This is a genomic window from Flagellimonas oceani (assembly GCF_011068285.1).
Classification (GTDB): Bacteria; Bacteroidota; Bacteroidia; order Flavobacteriales; family Flavobacteriaceae; genus Flagellimonas; species Flagellimonas oceani.
Genome location: NZ_CP049616.1, coordinates 2262049 through 2280794, shown reverse-complemented (window position 1 = coordinate 2280794; position 18746 = coordinate 2262049). Strand labels below are relative to the sequence as shown.

The 18746-nt window shown below is 45.0% G+C and carries 20 protein-coding genes; 17 read left to right on the top strand and 3 right to left on the bottom strand.

Annotation, left to right across the window (positions count from 1 at the left end):
• Positions 1–201: 201 nt before the first annotated feature.
• The gene (locus GVT53_RS10460) at positions 202–1767 is read right to left on the bottom strand and encodes a Fic family protein (RefSeq protein WP_166248578.1); all 1566 of its coding nucleotides are present in this window, start codon (positions 1765–1767) and stop codon (positions 202–204) included.
• A gap of 695 nt (positions 1768–2462) precedes the next feature.
• Between GVT53_RS10460 and GVT53_RS10455 the strand changes: the two genes are divergently transcribed.
• From GVT53_RS10455 to GVT53_RS10380, 16 genes are all read left to right on the top strand, one after another.
• Entirely contained in the window at positions 2463–3737 is a 1275-nt protein-coding gene (locus tag GVT53_RS10455; RefSeq protein WP_036385944.1) for a site-specific integrase, read from the top strand.
• Positions 3738–3821: 84 nt separating this feature from the next.
• Positions 3822–4205, top strand: a complete 384-nt coding sequence (locus tag GVT53_RS10450; RefSeq protein WP_036379075.1) for an ArsR/SmtB family transcription factor — start codon at positions 3822–3824, stop codon at positions 4203–4205.
• Positions 4198–4800, top strand: a complete 603-nt coding sequence (gene merTP, locus GVT53_RS10445) for a mercuric transport protein MerTP (protein WP_036379073.1) — start codon at positions 4198–4200, stop codon at positions 4798–4800. Before GVT53_RS10450 ends, merTP begins: the two co-directional genes overlap by 8 nt.
• 2 nt (positions 4801–4802) lie before the next feature.
• Positions 4803–5015: a GDCCVxC domain-containing (seleno)protein gene (locus GVT53_RS21055; protein WP_081894160.1), complete on the top strand. Its 213-nt coding sequence runs from the start codon at positions 4803–4805 to the stop codon at positions 5013–5015.
• 108 nt (positions 5016–5123) lie between these two features.
• Positions 5124–5456, top strand: a complete 333-nt coding sequence (locus GVT53_RS10435; protein WP_036379071.1) for an ArsR/SmtB family transcription factor — start codon at positions 5124–5126, stop codon at positions 5454–5456.
• A 68-nt stretch (positions 5457–5524) separates the two neighbouring features.
• Positions 5525–6157 (top strand): hypothetical protein, encoded by a 633-nt coding sequence (locus GVT53_RS10430; protein WP_166248577.1) that lies wholly within the window; start codon positions 5525–5527, stop codon positions 6155–6157.
• Positions 6154–6624, top strand: coding sequence for a DUF6428 family protein (locus GVT53_RS10425; protein WP_036379069.1), 471 nt, complete (start codon positions 6154–6156; stop codon positions 6622–6624). Before GVT53_RS10430 ends, GVT53_RS10425 begins: the two co-directional genes overlap by 4 nt.
• Positions 6625–6640: 16 nt before the next feature.
• Positions 6641–7273, top strand: coding sequence for a low molecular weight phosphatase family protein (locus tag GVT53_RS10420; RefSeq protein ID WP_036379068.1), 633 nt, complete (start codon positions 6641–6643; stop codon positions 7271–7273).
• Positions 7274–7276: 3 nt separating this feature from the next.
• On the top strand, positions 7277–8323 hold the full coding sequence (arsB, locus tag GVT53_RS10415) for an ACR3 family arsenite efflux transporter (protein WP_036379066.1): 1047 nt from the start codon (positions 7277–7279) through the stop codon (positions 8321–8323).
• Positions 8324–8325: 2 nt separating this feature from the next.
• Positions 8326–9096, top strand: a complete 771-nt coding sequence (locus GVT53_RS10410; protein ID WP_036379065.1) for a metallophosphoesterase family protein — start codon at positions 8326–8328, stop codon at positions 9094–9096.
• Between the two features lie 322 nt (positions 9097–9418).
• Entirely contained in the window at positions 9419–10015 is a 597-nt protein-coding gene (locus GVT53_RS10405; protein WP_051947131.1) for a sigma-70 family RNA polymerase sigma factor, read from the top strand.
• An 85-nt stretch (positions 10016–10100) separates the two neighbouring features.
• A complete protein-coding gene (locus GVT53_RS10400; RefSeq protein ID WP_051947130.1) occupies positions 10101–10337 on the top strand; it encodes a thioredoxin family protein in 237 nt (78 codons plus the stop codon).
• A gap of 12 nt (positions 10338–10349) precedes the next feature.
• Positions 10350–11324 (top strand): permease, encoded by a 975-nt coding sequence (locus GVT53_RS10395; protein ID WP_051947129.1) that lies wholly within the window; start codon positions 10350–10352, stop codon positions 11322–11324.
• A gap of 12 nt (positions 11325–11336) precedes the next feature.
• Entirely contained in the window at positions 11337–11876 is a 540-nt protein-coding gene (locus tag GVT53_RS10390; protein WP_051947128.1) for a sigma-70 family RNA polymerase sigma factor, read from the top strand.
• A 74-nt stretch (positions 11877–11950) separates the two neighbouring features.
• Complete coding sequence (locus tag GVT53_RS10385) at positions 11951–12418, top strand: DUF2703 domain-containing protein (protein ID WP_161594391.1); 468 nt, start codon at positions 11951–11953, stop codon at positions 12416–12418.
• A gap of 565 nt (positions 12419–12983) precedes the next feature.
• Positions 12984–14780, top strand: a complete 1797-nt coding sequence (locus tag GVT53_RS10380) for a ParB/RepB/Spo0J family partition protein (RefSeq protein WP_036385939.1) — start codon at positions 12984–12986, stop codon at positions 14778–14780.
• Positions 14781–14909: 129 nt separating this feature from the next.
• Here the strand turns inward: GVT53_RS10380 and GVT53_RS10375 are convergent, their stop codons facing one another.
• Both GVT53_RS10375 and GVT53_RS10370 read right to left on the bottom strand, forming a co-directional pair.
• Complete coding sequence (locus tag GVT53_RS10375) at positions 14910–16457, bottom strand: Fic family protein (RefSeq protein WP_036379063.1); 1548 nt, start codon at positions 16455–16457, stop codon at positions 14910–14912.
• Between the two features lie 201 nt (positions 16458–16658).
• Positions 16659–17414: an SOS response-associated peptidase gene (locus GVT53_RS10370; RefSeq protein WP_036379062.1), complete on the bottom strand. Its 756-nt coding sequence runs from the start codon at positions 17412–17414 to the stop codon at positions 16659–16661.
• A gap of 116 nt (positions 17415–17530) precedes the next feature.
• Between GVT53_RS10370 and dinB the strand changes: the two genes are divergently transcribed.
• Complete coding sequence (dinB, locus tag GVT53_RS10365; RefSeq protein ID WP_036379060.1) at positions 17531–18745, top strand: DNA polymerase IV; 1215 nt, start codon at positions 17531–17533, stop codon at positions 18743–18745.
• The last annotated feature ends 1 nt before the right edge of the window (position 18746 follow it).

The following is an 18746-nucleotide window of genomic DNA, read 5'->3' as shown; positions in this document are numbered from 1 at the left end:
AACCGGTACGAAAAAAGGGGAGCTTACACTTACACTCACCCTGCAGAATTGGAGCCTGGTGGTCCAGCAACTTTATATTAAATTTGGGGAGAGGATTCCCTTGGAATTAAATCCCAATCCCTCTGGGGCTAGCCCCAGAGGGATTGACAGATCGGACAGAGTTTAATTTACAGACCCCCGGTTTGGGATAAGATCACTTTTTTAAGAATTGAAAATAAGGTTATAGCGGTATTCGATATCCTTAATTTCACTTTCACTGAGTTGTACAAACTCTTTCTTTTTGGCTCTTTTGGACAAGGAGCCATCGTTTTGTTCCAAAAAGCTGACCAATAATGATACCATATCATCCGGCATTTCATAGGTATTGTCAATGTAGTATTTAAACTCTTCATATTTGCCGAGATAGTTCACTTCATTTGGAATAATGTTCTCAATGGTATCCTTGACACAAGAGTATAAGAACTCTGCTTGTGGGGTCACATCAAAATAACGATAGTAATCTATTGTTTCGTTTATGACCTCCACGTTGTGGTCACCTGTTTCTTTCCAATCAATAAAATCCAATAGCGGGATGGAATACCCTTCCAATACTTTTTGATAATCCCCAATATGGCTTAGTATGGATGCGGAAACTGGGAAAATCAAGCCCTGTTCCGAAAATTGCTTTTTTGCCAAAACATGATGGATCAAATAACGATGTATTCGCCCATTTCCGTCGGCAAATGGATGTATAAATACAAAGCCGAACGAAATACTGGCAGCAGCAAGTACTGCATCCATTTCGTTATCCAATAGTTTTTGGCTGGTTTCCAATAATCCTGTCATAAGTTGTTGGATATCCTCATGTTTGGCGGAGATATGATCTGGAACCGGAGAAAAGGTATCCCTGTCCCGTTCTCCTATAAAACCACCTTTTTTCCGATACCCCATTTCAATAAAGCGTGGGTTTTCAATCACCAGTTGTTGTAGCCGTTCAAATTCATTATGACTTAGATCTGTCATCCCTGCTTGACCTATAGCTTGTCCCCATCGCGCGGCACGTTTACTCTTTGGGCTTTCGCCTTCGATGGTGAAGGAGGCCTTTGAATCCTTTAACAACAAAAATGCAGCTGCCCGTCGTAGGATATTTTTCCGAATGCCCTTGAGATAGGCACTGTTTTTATTGGAGAGTTTTTCATTGATATATTGCTCCAACAATGCAGTTCTTCGTATCAATGGACAGAAGTCAACAGTTCCCGGCAAATTATTATTGACCATTTGTCTCGGCGATCGAATTCCCTTTATCCCAAATTGTTGTTTTGTATCAATAACATCCACATAACTCTTTTTACTTAGGTCTGAAATCCCTGAAAGTTCCCTTTGCATCAACCACTCCACTAAAAACCATATCCTTCTTGAATATTGGCCGGTTGGCTCGATACTGACTAATTGAGTCAGTTCATCTTCGGTATAATGCTTTGTAAGAGCACTGAAAGTCAATAGATTTACACCTTCATACTTAAGTGCAAAAACAAGGTGCTTATATAATGCCTCTACTTCCGAGAGTTCAAGGGAATCATCCACTTCATAGCTCTTTGGAAGATAAGTGAAACTTTTGTCCTTGATCCGTTTGTTTTTTAAACTGACGACTGTAAAGGGTATTGGTAATGGGACAGCGAGCCCTAGCTTATGTATAATGGCTGCATAGCCAGAGATGATACCTTCTTCTGGAAGAACCACACCGTTAAAAACGGGTGCAACAAATGAAAAGTGGGCGCTTTTTAACATTATTTAAAAAATATAAGCGCAAGTTATATTAAATATACGTGCAGTACAATAAAAATAGGCGCAAATTTGGCAATTGTATAAAAAGTGGGTACTGGCACGAAGATGTTTGAACCTACCTCATTTTTGTATGAGCCGGATAGCCGAGATTACAAAAGTGGAAAATTTGAACCATCTACTATTTGGATGTAATAAATGGAGAGTCAGATATTTGTGCTATGCTGTAGGGTTGCTCAATACAATCCGTCTATTATAGTAAAAATTGGAAGGATTGTCCAGATTTTACATAACGTGGATGTGGTTTTTAAAATATTTGGTCCTTTTTGAACAGTTTTGACTATATTTATTCTCTGAGGATATGTACTTATGCTCAATCCATACAAAAATGTGCAATAAGGTGTGCAGGATTTAAAATATCAGTGCTAGTTATTGATTAATAATAACTTACAAAAATATAGATGGTCCAGTCATCCCGACGAACCATGGTTTTATGACACTAAGTAAAACCTTAATTAATTGAAAACCAGAAAATTAATTTTTTCTGGTTTTTTTTATTTCCATCTGAAACCATCGGTGAGGATGTCCTATAGAGTGTCCTATTTTTGTCGGGAAAAATTCCCTAAATTGTACTTCCATTATTGATTTTTCGTGTGATTTGACTTTCGCTTCAACCAATGTTTCACTTAAAGCGAGAACACATGAATACCTCTAACTCCTTCAGTATCAGTTTTTGGCTGAAAAAATCAGGAAGAAAAAAAGATGGACGGTTTCCAATTTATGTCCGGATCAGATGTAAAGGAAAAAATGCAGATCTCAGTGTCCATAGATCAACTTTTGAAGAACGATGGTGTCCTATTTTGGGAAAAATGGACCATAGGGCCAGTGAATCCGTTGTTGTAAACAAATATCTGGACGACGTCCGTGCAAAGTTGCTGGAATGCCATCGGCAACTTAGTGCCGAGAGTAACTTTATAACGGCACAATCCATCAAGCTTCGATATCTGGGAAAGGACAAGGTGATGCTCACCCTATTGGACCTTTTGGAGTACAACCGAACCTATGAGTTGCCCAAACTGGCCAAAGGGACGGTCAAGAACTATTCCTCCACAGAGACCTACCTGAAACGCTTCATTGCCAAAAAATATCGGGTACCCGATATTGGGCTGGCCTCGATAGACTATGCCTTTTTGATCGAGTTTGAAAACTTCCTGCGGAACTGCGAACCCATCAAATCGTTCCAGACATTGAACAACAACGGTATCATGAAACATATGCTGCGGTTCAAGAAATTGGTGACCATGGCCTATAAATTTGATTGTATCCCCAAGAATCCCTTCAATCTGTATAAAGTGAAAATGGAGGATTATGACAGTGCTTTCTTGGAAGAGGAGGAAATTCTGGCGCTGGACCAATTGGAATTCGAGGAAAAGGGCATGGAACTGGTCCGGGATATTTTCCTTTTTGCCTGTTATACCGGACTCAGCTACATAGAGATCAAACTTCTCAATCCCAATGGTATCGTATCCGGCATCGACGGGGAACTCTGGATCGATGTAAAACGCCAAAAGACCAAGACCGAAGTGAAGGTTCCCCTATTGCCCAAAGCCAAGAAAATCTTGGAGAAGTATGTGGATTTTCCCAAAAATGAAAATACCGTTCTTCCAGTGTATTCCAATCAAAAGGTGAACCAATACCTAAAGATCATTGCACAAAGGGCAAATATTGATAAGCACCTAACCTTCCATGTGGCCAGACATACCTTTGCAACGACAATCACCTTAATGAACGACGTGCCCATTGAGACCGTTTCCAAACTCCTCGGGCATACCAAGCTTTCAACGACCCAAAAGTATGCTAGGGTCGTGGAAAAGAAAATCAGCAAGGACATGGCCCAGTTGAAGGAGAAATTGGGAAGCGGGCAAAGTAAAGCGAACGACAATTCGGAATATCCGACCCTAAAGATTATCAGGTAATGTGACCCAGGGCTTGATATTGTTCTTTTGCCACCCATTTATTTTAGAGTTTGCTAAAATAATAAATTACTGTAACTTCGTAGTATGGATAAGAACATATGCATACGTTTGGAGGCGGATGCCAAACAGATAATGGAATGCAGGGAAACTATGCAAAATTTGGAAAATTCCATGGACTCCCTTTCAGGGATAATGAATTTAATGGGCAATCCGGTTCGGCTTAAGATTCTCTACCTTTTGAACCAAGAGCAACGCTTATGTGTCTGTGACCTTAGTGATATACTGGAAATGAATGTATCCGCAATTTCACAACATTTGCGCAAGCTCAAGGACAGAAATTTGATCACATCCCAAAAGGAAGGCCAGATGATCCATTATTCCTTGGTGACCGATCATTCGCCGTTACTTTTTCCAATTTTTGACCTGCTCGATAAAAAAGAACAAATAAAACCAGTAAACCATGAATAACAAGAAAACCTTAATGGGATCTTCCATTATTTTGGCCATGGCCACCTCCCTTTGTTGCATAGGACCACTTTTGGCCATTGTGGCCGGAACATCTGGCCTGGCGTCCAATTTTAAGTTTTTGGAACCGTTCAGACCGTATTTGATCGGAATTACGGGTTTGGTTTTGGTAGTGGCGTGGTACCAACAGTTAAGGACAGTCGCCAAAAAGGAAATAGACTGTGCATGCGATACGGACGAAAAGCCGGCCTTTTGGAAGGGTAAAATTTGGTTGATGACCATCACGGTCTTTGCCTTAGCGATGCTTGCCTTTCCCTATTATGCCCAATCTTTGTACCCGAAACAGGAAGCCAAGGGTCAAACGAACTTTTTTGCGAGCCAAGATGTCAAGGAAATCAATATTCCGGTCGTGGGAATGACATGCAGTGGGTGCGAGGCACATATTGAACACGAGGTCAATGGACTTGATGGGATCATCATGGTCAAGGCAGATTACCAAAAAGCCAATGCACAGATAATGTACGATCCCGCCAAAACCACCAGGGATGCTATCGTGAACGCCATTTTGAAAACCGGATACACCATAAAGGACCAGTGATAATGGATATCAATCTGTACTCTACAATTACCTGTCCGCATTGTGGCAATTCCAAAGAGGAAAAGATGCCTACGGATTCTTGTCAGTTCTTTTATGAATGTGAAAATTGCGGCTCCATTCTAAGGCCCAAAAATGGCGATTGTTGCGTGTATTGTTCCTTTGGTTCGGTGGCCTGTCCCCCCATTCAGGCAACATCCGGATGTTGTGGTACATGACCAAGTGACCCTGAAAATTTGTAAAGCCTTGGTTTGAACCTAAGTATTTTTATCGAAAATCTTTTTATGTTGAATCAATATATTGTAATATTGCGATAAAATAATGATATGGGACTGGCAAAGACCGAAATATTTACCGAAAACCAGAATGAGCTCGCCCTCATCGGTAAGGTATTTGCCCATCCCGCCCGGATTGCCATATTGCAGCACCTCTTCAAGGTCAAGGCCTGTGTCTGTGGTGACCTTGTGGACGAGATAGGACTGGCACAGCCTACGGTTTCACAACACTTGAAGGAACTCCGGAACATGGGACTCATCAAGGGCGATGTGGAGGGCACCAGTGTCTGTTACTGTGTCAATGTGGCAAATTGGAACGAAATGAAGGATAAGTTCAAGGCATTCCTCGATCAGGGGATTGAACTGGACCAAGAGTGCTGTTAGTATTTTTTTGAACCCATTAATCGTTTTATTGCGATTAACTAATAAACTGAAACCATAAAATAGAAACCATGAAAACAAAAATGATCCTAACCATGGCACTGCTGCTGTTGTGCCTCCCATTGACCACACATTCCCAGGAACTGAGGGGAAAGATCCAACGCTCCGTAAAGGAACTGAAGACCGTTTTTCCCCAGATACCCAAAGAAAAGATCCAGCTTTTGGACCAACTCGCCGCCAGAATGGTGTCCAATATGGGGGAGACCCCTTATACCGTTGAATTTGTGGACCAGGACAATGACGATATGGGCCAATTGGCCATGATCTGGCTCAGGACGGGCCTTATGTACTACGGATTATATGACAGGTTCAAGGTGGAATCCGCTGGTCTGGATACCGCCAATGAGACCCTTCCCGGTCTGGCCCTGCTGAAGAACGATGGGTTCAGGGTCTCCAATGCGCAGGGCGAATCCCTGTTCACGTATTCGGTCCGCTATGGCTCCGATAGTTGGACCATCAACAGAAAGACCCTCGAATCCTTACATTTGGACGAGGACAGCAGTGTCAAGGTATATGTACAGGATGGGCTGACGGACCGAAATGCAGAGGTCCTTTTTGAAAACAAGGCCGTCATCGCGGGGGAAATGATCTATGTCGCCACCCAGGTCGATGCTATTATCAAAGCTAAAATGAACAATCCATGAAATTATCAGAAGTAAAAGAAGTACTGTCCCGATTGGAAACCCTTGGCTTCCAATTGCCCACCGGGGAAATGGTCCCCGGACATTTCCATGTCACCGAAGTGGGGAAGATTCACAAACACTTTATAGACTGCGGGGGAACCGTGCGCCATGAGGAAGTGGTCAGTTTCCAACTGTGGGAGGCCAACGACTATGACCACAGGTTGCATCCCGAAAAGTTGGTTCATATCATCGAACTGTCCCAAAAGGTATTGGAAATAGAGGACTCACTGGAAGTCGAAGTGGAATACCAGGGCACCACTATCGGAAAATATGGCCTTGCCTTTGATGAAGGGCATTTTCTGTTGACCACCAAGATGACCGACTGCCTTGCCAAGGACCAGTGTGGGGTCCCCGAAAAGAAACCAAAGGTAAGACTGTCCCAATTGAAAAGTGAGCCCTGCTGTTCCCCGGACGGCAATTGTTGCTAAATCTTAATTCTATATAATGACTACGACCACAACTAGCCTGTTCCCTGAAATAGCGGGATTCATCACAACCTTGAAACTGGATGCCGTTTCCCCGGAGCGTAGGGAAATCCTTGATCCCCTTGCCGGGTTCATACAGTCGAAAGTTTCCGAAAATCAGGAAATACGCCTGAATTTCATTTGCACCCACAATTCCAGGAGGAGCCACCTGTCACAGATATGGGCACAGGCCATGGCTTTCCATTTCAACATCAAGAACGTATTTTGCTATTCGGGGGGGACCGAAGCCACGGCCCTGTTCCCGATGGTGGCGGAAACCTTGGGGAAACAAGGGTTCCAGATCCAACAGCTTTCACAGGGACAAAATCCTGTCTATGCCATCAAATATGCGGAAAATGCCCATCCGGTGATCGGGTTCTCCAAGAAAATGGACGATGCCTTCAACCCCAGTTCCGGCTTTGGGGCCATCATGACCTGTGATTCGGCCAATGAGGCCTGTCCCTTTGTGCCCGGTGCGGAAAAGCGCATCCCCATCACCTTTGAGGATCCCAAGGCCTTTGACAATACCCCGCAACAGGCCGAGAAATACCTTGAAAGGAGCATACAGATAGCAACGGAACTTTGGTATGTATTTTCACAGATCAAATCATAACACATGGCAGTAAAAAAATTGAGCTTTTTGGACAGGAACCTTACCCTTTGGATCTTTATCGCCATGGCGGTAGGGGTCGGTATCGGTTACTTCTTCCCGTCCTTCCCCGACATCATCAATTCGTTCAACAGCGGCACCACTAACATCCCCATTGCCATAGGTCTCATCCTGATGATGTACCCACCTTTGGCAAAAGTGGATTATAAACTGTTGCCCAAGGTGTTCAAGAACACCAGGATCTTGACCATTTCCCTGGTGCTCAACTGGATCATCGGCCCCGTGTTGATGTTCGTCCTGGCCATCCTCTTTTTGAGGGACTATCCCGAGTATATGGTCGGATTGATATTGATAGGTTTGGCCCGTTGCATTGCCATGGTGCTGGTCTGGAATGACCTGGCCGAGGGCAGTGCGGAATATGGTGCGGGACTGGTGGCCCTGAACAGTATCTTCCAAGTGTTTGCCTACAGTTTCTATGCGTGGATCTTTATCACCGTTTTGCCCCCATATTTTGGCTTTGAAGGGGCCATTGTGGACATCTCCATAGGGACCATAGCGGAGAGTGTGGCCATTTATTTGGGCATCCCCTTCCTTATGGGCATCCTTAGCCGAACGATATTGGTCCGGATCAAAGGGGAACAGTGGTATGCCCAAAAGTTTGTTCCCGCCATTTCTCCCATGACCTTGATCGCCCTGTTGTTCACCATTGTGATCATGTTCTCCCTCAAAGGGGAACTTATCGTGGAGATTCCCATGGACGTGGTGGTGATCGCCATACCCCTCTTGGTGTACTTTACCCTGATGTTCATCATTGGGTTCTTTTTCACCAAGGCGATGGGTGCCGAATATGACAAGACCGCTTCGGTGGCCTTTACAGCAGCCGGGAACAACTTTGAGCTCGCCATTGCCGTGGCCATTGCCGTCTTCGGACTGGATTCCGGCCAGGCCTTTGCAGGGGTCATCGGGCCCTTGGTGGAAGTTCCTGCCCTGATTCTGTTGGTAAGGGTCGCCTTTTGGTTGCGCAAAAAGTATTTTAAACCGCAAACCGCATAAGGATGAAAATTGCACTCTTCTCGGACATCCACGCCAACCTTCCTGCCCTTGAGGCCTTTTTTGTGGATGTGGAAAAACATAGGCCGGACGCCATCTATTGCCTTGGGGACCTTGTGGGCTATAACATCTGGCCCAACGAGGTGGTCCATGAGATCAGAAAACGCCGGATACCCACCATTGCGGGCAACTATGATTTTGGCATCGGACGCAACAGTGATGATTGTGGCTGTGCCTACAAGAGCGATGAGGAAAAGGCGAACGGGGCAATTTCCATATCCTATACCAACTCCATTATGGGGGATGATGAAAGGGCCTACCTGAAAAACCTTCCATCCCATATCAATGTGGAGTTCAAAAGGAACGATGAAACAGTGAACCTACTCCTGGTGCATGGAAGCCCAAGACGAATCAACGAGTATCTTTTCGAGGACCGGAAGGAGAAGAGCCTGGTACGCATCCTGCGGGATGCAAATGCCGATATCCTCTGTTTTGGACATACACACCAACCCTATCACAAGGCCCTTTTGGATTATGATGGAGGCACCATATACCGCCATGCGATAAATATCGGATCCATCGGAAAGCCCAAGGATGGCGACAATAGGGGATGCTATGTGCTGTTGAACATGGATGGGAACTTCCGTAGGCCGGACAAGAATAGCATCCATGTGGAGTTTGTACGCTTCGAATATGATGTCGAAAAGGCGGCCAAAGCCGTTGAGGGCAGCATATTGCCCAACGCTTACGCTGGAGCATTGAGAAAGGCCCATTGATTATTTTTTAAGGCCTTAGTCTAAATATTTTCTTGTAAGACAATCCAAATCTGTGATGAATTTTGTAAGGAACAATGTAAGTACAAGAATATAACAGGCAACTTGGTGGAAATATTTTCCATTGTAAATCTACCCTTGATCAGCATTTAAGGGAATTGAAAACCATGGTCAGTTACAGGGAAATTTTACCACTACTAAAGCTTCATCCTTAATTGACAAAGGAAATAGGAAGAGTGAAAAATAAAAGTTTCACCAACCTCTTTGTATACATATCCTGTGTAGGCTGGCACACCATTAAACCGAAAGCCATAAAAGCAAAGCCATGAAAAAGAAATGTTGCGATATTAATGAACAGATCGAAAGTTTCTACAGTTATTTAAAATACTTTACCTTAAAAAAGGTTCGGGATGAAACCATTGCGGAAGATATTGTGCAAGAGGTAATGCTGAAACTGGTCGAGTCCTATCAAAAAAATAGGGAAATTGAAAACATCAAGGCCTGGCTGTTTCAAGTTGCCAGAAATACCATTTATGACCATTTCAAAAAGAGTGCCCCAATTGTTGAACTTAGTGATGTAAAGATACTTGAGGCAACTGAACCAACCAATCTGGAGCTATCCGTGTATGATCATATGATACCCATGATCCAGTTCCTTCCCAAAAAATATGCCGAGCCTTTACAATGGAGTGACATCGACAAACTATCCCAAAAAGATGTAGCTGAAAAGCTGAACTTGGGGTATTCGGCTGCAAAAATGCGGGTGCAAAGGGCAAGAACAAAGCTAAGGGAATTATTTGTGGAATGCTGTGATATCGTATATGATGCCAATGGCAACTTCGTCAATTGCTCTGTTAAGGAATCGTGTATCCCGTTAATAAACCACTTGGTTGATTTTCAGGCATCCACAAAGTACAAATAGGTAGAATCATTTTTTTATTGAGAATTGTGTCTTTTGACACGCCATTTTAGACTACATAGTAAAGTTTATTTAAAATTACTGAACTATGAGTACTGAAGTCAAAATTTTACATTCATCCTGCTGCGCCACTGCATCCCCCATAAGGGCACAAATCGAAAAAATTGCCAGTGAAAACCATCTGGACGTAAACATCACCGAGTTTTCTGACCTCAAGGACACCATGCCCTACGGGGTCCTTACCTTTCCTGCATTGGTCATTGACGGGAAGGTTTATGACTATAAAAAAGTCAGCAACGACAAGGTGTTATTAGCAATTCTTTAAAACGTTTTTAAGATGGAAATCTTTACAAAACTGCTTACCCGACTGGCAGACTATGTTGTCCATGTCCTTTTGGGTATTCCTGATACGGATACATTCGGCTCAGCATTACACTATTTCATCATTGCCTTTGGCTCTATTTCCATTCTGGTTGTGCTGGTGACCTATGTAATGGGAGTGGTAACAAGCTATTTGCCCATGGAAAAAATCCGGGATTATTTGGAGAAACACAAAAAATCAGGTCTTGGGAATGTTGTGGCCTCCTCTTTGGGTGCCTTGACACCTTTTTGCTCGTGTTCTTCCATTCCTTTGTTCGTGGGAATGATGCAGGTCAGGATCCCACTGGGAATTTCACTTTCCTTCCTCATAACCTCACCCTTGGTGAACGAAATCGCTATTGCCATTTTCTGGTTGGGCTATGGTTGGAAAGTTACAATAGTGTACCTACTTTCAGGAATCGTCTTGGGGGTGATCGGTGGAATTATCCTGGAAAAGATGGGTATGGCCAAATATGTGGCAGAATGGCTCAAGGACAATGAATGGAAAGCGCATTCGAGGGAAAAGGATAGCAGAAATTTGCTGAAACGATTTCCTGGAATTCATCGGGAGGCCATTCGGACCCTTAAAAACCTTGTCCCCTATATTTTTATAGGAATTGCAATAGGGTCCTTTATCCACGGCTATGTCCCCGAGTCATTTTTTGGCACCTATATTTCAAAATCCAACCCTTTTGCGATTCCCATTGCCGTATTGGTATCGATTCCATTGTACATTGATGCGGTTGGAATCCTGCCCATATTGGATTCGCTCGTTGACAAAGGGGTTCCGTTAGGGACGGCCATGGCCTTTATGATGGGTTCGATCGGACTTTCCATCCCCGAAGGCCTGCTGCTCCAAAAAGTGATGCAAAGGCAGTTGATCATTGCCTTCTTTTCAACTATTGCCATTGGAATGATCATTTCCGGTTATTTGTTCAACCTCCTTTTTTAACAACCTATACTTATGAAATGTGATATATTCAATATTTGGGAAGACCTTCGGACTGATTTAAGGAACTATGTGGGCAAGCGTGTTTACAATGAGCATGATGTTGATGATATAATGCAAACGATTCTTATCAAGGTCATAACATATTGTGAGAAAAAAAATGACGTAAGATATATAAAGGCTTGGTTATACAGGATTGCACAACATACAATTTTTGACTTTTACAAGAAGCCAAGAAAGACCACACTTGTTGACCTGGAACAGTTGCACCTGTTTGTTCCGGATGAATATGATGAAAACGTCTTTGTTTGGCTCGATAAGTTTATAAATGGTCTCCCTATCGACTATTCAACTCCCTTGAGACTTTCGGATATAGAAGGCCTTCCGCAGAAAAGTATTGCCGCGCATCTGGGCTTGACATTATCGGCAACAAAGTCAAGGATCTTAAGGGCAAGGAAAAAGGTTAGGGCAAAGTTTGATGAATGTGGTGAAGTTGAATATTCTGAAAACCAAATGTGGAGATTTACCATTACAAAATCCTGTTGCCTATCATAATTTTGTATAAACCTGCATCCTTTGTCCATTTTCCATGTCTTAGGGGTAAACTTTAATCTTAAAAACGTATGAACATGGAAGTAAAGACAAAAAATGCATTGAGAGTGACCCTTTTTCAAGTGGGAATGCCAACAACTGGGGAAGGTACTTGCTCAGCCTGTGATTCTGTTCAAGGTGTATTGCTATCGGCGATTCAAGAAGTTCAAGAACTCTTTGATCATTTGAACTGCGAAATCTTGTTCAGTTCAACCATGATTAAAACGATAGAGGAAGCCGAAAAAGCCCATATTGTTGCTTCCCCTACCATAAGGGTCGGCAACCTCGATTTCCATCCTGAACATTTGGAAGACAGTCCGGAAGCCAGGGAATGGGTTTGGAATGGAGCTACAATGGGAGAACCCAATAAAGAAATCTTAATCGAGGTATTGCTCAAAGGCTATTTTGAACCCAAAAATGACCATGGGGAAATAACCTTGTCCCCTTACATTCTAAAACACTTAAAAGGAGAAGTGACCGCGGATTCCAACTGCGGATGCCATTGATGAATGATTGGGTGAACCGCCTTAGGTTCTGTTAGATGAGATTTACCTCATACAAGAAAAGACCTTATTAAGCTCATCGGAAACGATGGGCTTTTGTTTTACCTATTTTTTGAATTTGGCAATCTTCCCAGTAGTATTTCATTACCGTTCAATACCCCAATGCCGTATCGTCCCCTCGTTTGTCCGCCCCGCCCTCAAATAAGTCATTTTCAGGACTAGGACGGCGGATACGCTTCCCATAACCTAGGTTCGTGCCTGATTGATATTGTAGCCTTTGGTTTTTAGGGTTCTATGGGTTTTCAAAGAAAAACCTTCGGTTTCAAACATGCGTACAAGGGATATCCATCTAAGGTTTGGAACTATAATACCCTTATGGGCCTTCTGGAGGGGTAGATTTCTTTTTTATCTTCCAATAGTTTTCGAAAGATAAGCCCGCAAATGGTTTGTCGGACAAGGGACATAAAGCCGTTCCCCTGTCACTTTTTATTCCGTTTCCTTGCCACTCCAAAAATTTGTCTTCCGCTTGGTTTCCGCTCAAATATTGTTTAACCAAAATCCAAAGATCATGGAAGCACAAACAAAGAAGAGAGCGACACGTAAAGCAGGTAACAACCAAGGTTCAAAGTCGGAACAAACCAAAACTGTGGAGAAGGTGGAAAACGTTCCACAGATCCAGTTGTTGGGAATCGATTCGGTTTTCCCGGACCCAGACCAACCCCGAAAAACCTTTGATGAGCAAAGTCTCAATCATTTGGAACAGAGCATTGCCGAACATGGGGTGCTGCAGCCGATCACCGTACGAAAATCCGACGAAGGTTTTATCATCGTCATGGGTGAGCGAAGGTATCGTGCCAGTAAATTGGCAGGATTGACCACTATCCCTGCCATGGTAAGGGACTATAGGGACACTGAGATTCTGGAGGTCCAGATCATCGAGAACCTACAGCGCAAGGATGTGGAACCCACGGAGGAGGCCGAGGCCATCCAATTTTTGTTGGATCGTTACGAACCCGGGGAGATTGCAAAACGTCTGGGCCGATCTGAGAACTATATCCGGCAACGCATCAAGTTGGCAGGATTGATCGAGGGATTCAAGGCCTTTATCCGCAGTGGGGAAATGACCCTCTCCCTAGGGGTGGCCGTGGCCCTTTTTGAACCCGGAGAACAACTGATGCTGTTGGAAAGCCTAGAAGACGAATTCCAGGAACATCGGATCAAACGGATGATCGAAAGCCGCACCTTCGATCTGTCCAAAGCCCCTTTTGGGTTGTCGGATAAGACGTTGCTTCCCAAAGCCGGGGCTTGCCATACCTGTCCCTTCAATGCTGCCAATCAGGGCAATTTGTTCGGTGATGGGAAGATGGTCTGTACCCGGACCTCCTGTTTTGAGAACAAAAAGACCAAGACCTTTATGCAGCTATTGAAAAGCGTGAAAAAGGAAGGATTGAAACTGGTGCCCAACATCAACAAATACCGGGTGGACGAGGAACGCAACCAATGGGTCATGGCCCAAATGGAAAAGGAGGGCCTAGCGGTGCATTTGACCAATGGGCTGGACATTTTAAAGGAGCCCATAGAACCTACCATGAATCACATTAGGGAGGAGCACCGACACTATGAATATACCGAGGAAGAGTTGGGTGAATTCCTGAAAGAGGCCCTGGAATCCTTCACGGAGGAAAAGGAGGCATGGGACAAGGCCGTGGACCTTGGATTTGAAAAGGGTATCCTGCTGGAAACGGACACCTATTTGACCCGGCCGGTATTTGTGAAGGTCAGGGAAGAAACCCATAGTGGAAGTTCAGGTACCAAGGCCTTGGAGCAACGCAAAATGTCCGAGTGTACCCCGGAGGAGCAGATCATCAAGATCAATACACGGGAATTGCGGAAAAAACAGATCGAGAACAACAACCAGTTCAAGGAAGTCGTGGACATGATACGTGAGACCGATTATATCAACCTGAAAAAGCCTTTGTCCACGGATGAAATGGTGGCCATTGCCATTTCCCTGTTCGAGAACAACATCGGGTATTATAGCCAAAGGGAACATTTTGGGGAATTCTTCGGCGAGGATTCCAAGTTATCCGATGGGGAACGGGTGGCCCGGTTCAAACAGGGTTTCAAAAAGGAGACCTTGTATAAACTGCTCCGGTTCCTGTTGACCCGACAGGTACACCTTGGGGAAAGCAACCACTCCAATGATTTGACCAACCGATCCTTTTATGTGGCAATGCAATCCTTTTACAAGGAGAAGATTTTGGGAATCGAAAAATCCTATACTGAAAAGCGTCAAAAACGGGAGGAACGGATCAAGGAAAGGGTGGCCAGTTTAGAACGGCAGGCCAAAATATTGGAGGGATAGGGCTTCCAAATGGTACAAAAGAAGGGTTCGGGAAAGCGAACCCTTTTTATTTTGGTCGAACCATGCCGGTGTCCTACCACAGATAGGGATTTGAATAGTTAGGGAACCCAAACTGGGTCAGGTTACCCATCAACCTTGGAAAATACTTTGGAATGAATCTTCAATTTCCTGGATTTCAGCATCTGTCAATTCCGCAAATTCCTTTTCCCTTCTTTTTTTGGACAATATACCTTCATTCTGGTTCAGAAACTTGATCAAAAGATCGACTTTGGTATCCGGTAAGGTCACACGGGCATTGATAAGGTTTGTCATCCGATCGTATTTTTCCAAATAGTCCAATTCTTCCGGTATGATCCTTTCAATGGTCTCTTCCACACAGGTATACAGGAATTCCGCTTGTTTGGTCAAATCAAAGTACCGGTATAGATCAATGGTTTCGTTCAGGATATCGATGTTATGGTCTTGTGTTTCCTCCCATTCGATCAAATCGACCCTTGGCGAGGAAAAATGCTCCAGAATATCCTGATATTCATCAATCCGTTCCAGAATGGCAGAGGATATGGGGAATATCATACCTCTCTTGGTATACCCCATCCGGGTAAGCAAATGGTGGATGATATAGCGATGTATCCTCCCGTTGCCATCGGATAGGGGATGGATAAAAACAAAGCCAAATGCGATGGTGGCCGCGGCCAATACAGGATTGTACCGAGACTTCTGCAACAGCTCGTTCGTGCCGAACAACCCTTGCATCAAAAGAGGAAGGTCCTTGGCCTTGGCAGAGATGTGGTCGGGCAAGGGGGAGAGGGTCTCCCTATCGTGCTCCCCAATAAAGCCTTCCCCGGTCCTGATGCCCATATGCCTCAGTTTTTTGTTGCCGATGACAATATGCTGTAACCGTTCGATCTCCTGTATGCCCAAAGGGGACTTGCCCGATTGGCCTATGGCTTTTCCCCAATTCCTTGCCCGCATGCTCGGGGGATGTTCCCCTTCTATGGCAAAGGATGCCTTCGAGTCCTTCAACAATAAAAAAGCAGCGGTCCTTCGAATAAGATCCTTGTCCCGTTTGCCCAATCCCTTTTCGATGGTTTCAGATAGGTCCTTGGCAATATACCCATCCAGTTTTGCCGTCCGTCGGATCATCGGGCAGTACCCCGGGACCCCGGGCAGGTTGTTCTTGACGCGATGCCGTGTGGAATTCTCGGGCTCGGCCGTATATTGTAGGTTGGGGTCCACCACCGTTACATAAGTGCCCTTGTTCAGGTTCGGTACGTCAAGGGTTATTCCGGTCAGCCATTCGTATAGAAACCACGCCCTTCTAGTGTATTGCCCCGTGGGCTCCTCTTCCAACATTTGGTGTATGATGGCATCCCCGGTCAACTCGAAAAACCTTTTGAGGAGATATAGGTCCAAGGGCTCGTATTTAAGGGCAAAGACCAAATGGCTTTTCAGGTCGTCCTTGGGTTTGTGCCTTATGGTGAACACTTGCCATTGGTCCGTATCGTAGCGTTGGTGCTTCTCCGTTGCCATGGCCAATATATCAGGCAGGGGAACCGCTACATCAAATTGATTCTCCATTGTGGCAATCAAAAGGGACTGACCTACCAAGAAACCTTCCTCAGGTAAGGTGCGGCCATGAAAAACCGTTATTTTCTGTGAAAAATCATTATTTTTCATATGATGACGTGAAATATAATGACAAATATACCATGAAAAACAATTACTTGGCGTGAAAAACGATGATTTTTATATATTTTTCATGAAATATAAGTACATCTGTCTGGGTTGACCGTTGAAGATCTTGCACTTCCGGGGCTAGCGAACCCTTAATGGGGGATATTCCCTGTCCGTACCCATGAACATGGTCAAAAGGAAAGGTCAATAGGGTATGGACACCTCTTCGTAGTCCACTTTTTCAATGATGCCCGGATAGTTGGAATCCACACTTCTACTATAGAGGTCCTTGGTGACGGGATAGGCTTCCAGATCACCTTCCCATAGATCGTCATCGATAAGATCTTGAACATCTGATTTATTGTTGCCGTTATGTAACCAAGCATCCAAGTTTTCATCATCAATGATGACGGGTCGCCTTTTCTTTTCATTGTGGATTTCCTCGAACATGGGGGTGGCGTCCTTGGTGAGTACGGCAAAGGTCCTCCGTCCATCGGCCGTGTTGGTATAGATGCCCGCTAGGTATATGGGGTCGCCGTTCTTTCTATGGAAATAAAACGGAACTTTAAAATCCTTTCCCTTGACTTTCACTTTCGTATTGTGTGGTTCGAAGAATCCGTCCACGGGAATGATACAGCGTTGGTGCTCCCAACAGTACCGGTACACGAAGTGGTCAAAGAGCTTTTCGGATTTGGCATTCAGTCCCCCAAAGGTTTTTGGGTTCTTGAAATACTCCGTGTAATTTTCCTGCTTTTCCTTTGGGGGCATGATGCCCCACATCGCAGGGAGCATATTGTAGGGCTCTTCCTGGCCCAAAGTCCACATCACAGGATGGCTCCAGCCGTTGGCGTGGAAATAAATGAGTTCCAGGTCGGTGTCCAGGTCACCGTACATGGCCTTGACAGAAAGGAGTTTTTCCAGCTCCTTCCGTTCCCGGGTCTGTCTGGTCGAGTAACACATGTTGAGGTTGAATTATGCCGTATTAAGATAGGCAAAATTGTTAAAGTTTTGAAACGGGTTGTTCCTTTCCGTACATTTGGATATTTTCCAAATTATAGGAATAAATCCAACATTTTATGAAACCCACCATTCTCCATATCGATCTGGATACCTTCTTCGTCTCCTGTGAACGACTACTGGACAGCCGTCTGATGAAGCGGCCCCTCTTGGTCGGTGGGTTGGGGGACAGAGGGGTGGTCGCGGCCTGTAGCTATGAGACCCGGCGTTTTGGGGTGCATTCAGGGATGCCCATGAAAGTGGCCCGGAGGTTGTGTCCGGAGGCCACTGTGATTAAGGGCAATGCAGGGACCTATATGAAGTTCTCGGACAATGTGACCGAGATTATCAAGGAGAGTGTCCCGGTCTTTGAAAAGGCCAGTGTGGACGAGTTCTATGCCGACCTTTCCGGGATGGACCGTTTCTTTGGCTGTTACAAATACGCCTCGGAAATTCGACAACGGATCTTGAGGGAAACGGGATTGCCTATTTCCTTTGGACTCTCCCAGAACAAGGTGGTCTCCAAAGTGGCCACCGGGGAGGCCAAGCCCAACAACCAGATGAAGATCGATCTTGGACTGGAGAAAGAGTTCCTGGCGCCTTTACACATTCGTAAACTGCCCTCCGTGGGGGAGAAAACCTATGGGCTTTTGTCCAATATGGGGGTGACTACCATACAGACCGTACAGCAACTGCCCTTGGAGATGCTGGAAAGCGCCTTTGGGTTGCATGGACGGACCATCTGGATGCGGGCCCAGGGGCTGGACAATTCCCCCTTGCTCCCGTTTCATGAACGGAAGTCCATTTCTACGGAACGTACCTATGGAAAGGATACCACCGATATGGTCAAACTGGAGACCACCTTGTTCGCCATGGCCGAGAACCTGGCCTACCAACTCCGAAGGGCCAATAAGATGACGGGCTGTGTGAGTGTGAAGATCCGGTACAGTGATTTCAAGACCTACACCAAGCAGAAACGGGTTCCCTATACTTCTGCGGACCATGTGTTGGTACCCTTGGTGAAGGAACTCTTTACCTCCCTTTATGACCGAAGGATGCTCATCCGACTCGTGGGTGTCAACTACAGTCATATCGTAGGGGGGCATTACCAGATCGACCTGTTCGCGGATGACGAAAAACTGCTCAACCTCTATCAGGCCATGGATCGTGTACGGAATCGATTTGGGGAATCCAGTTTGATGCGGGCCTCGGCCATGGGGGCCCATAGTATAGGAAGAGGCGGAAACCCCTTTGACGGACAACCACCCATCTTATTGGCCCATAGACAACAATAGC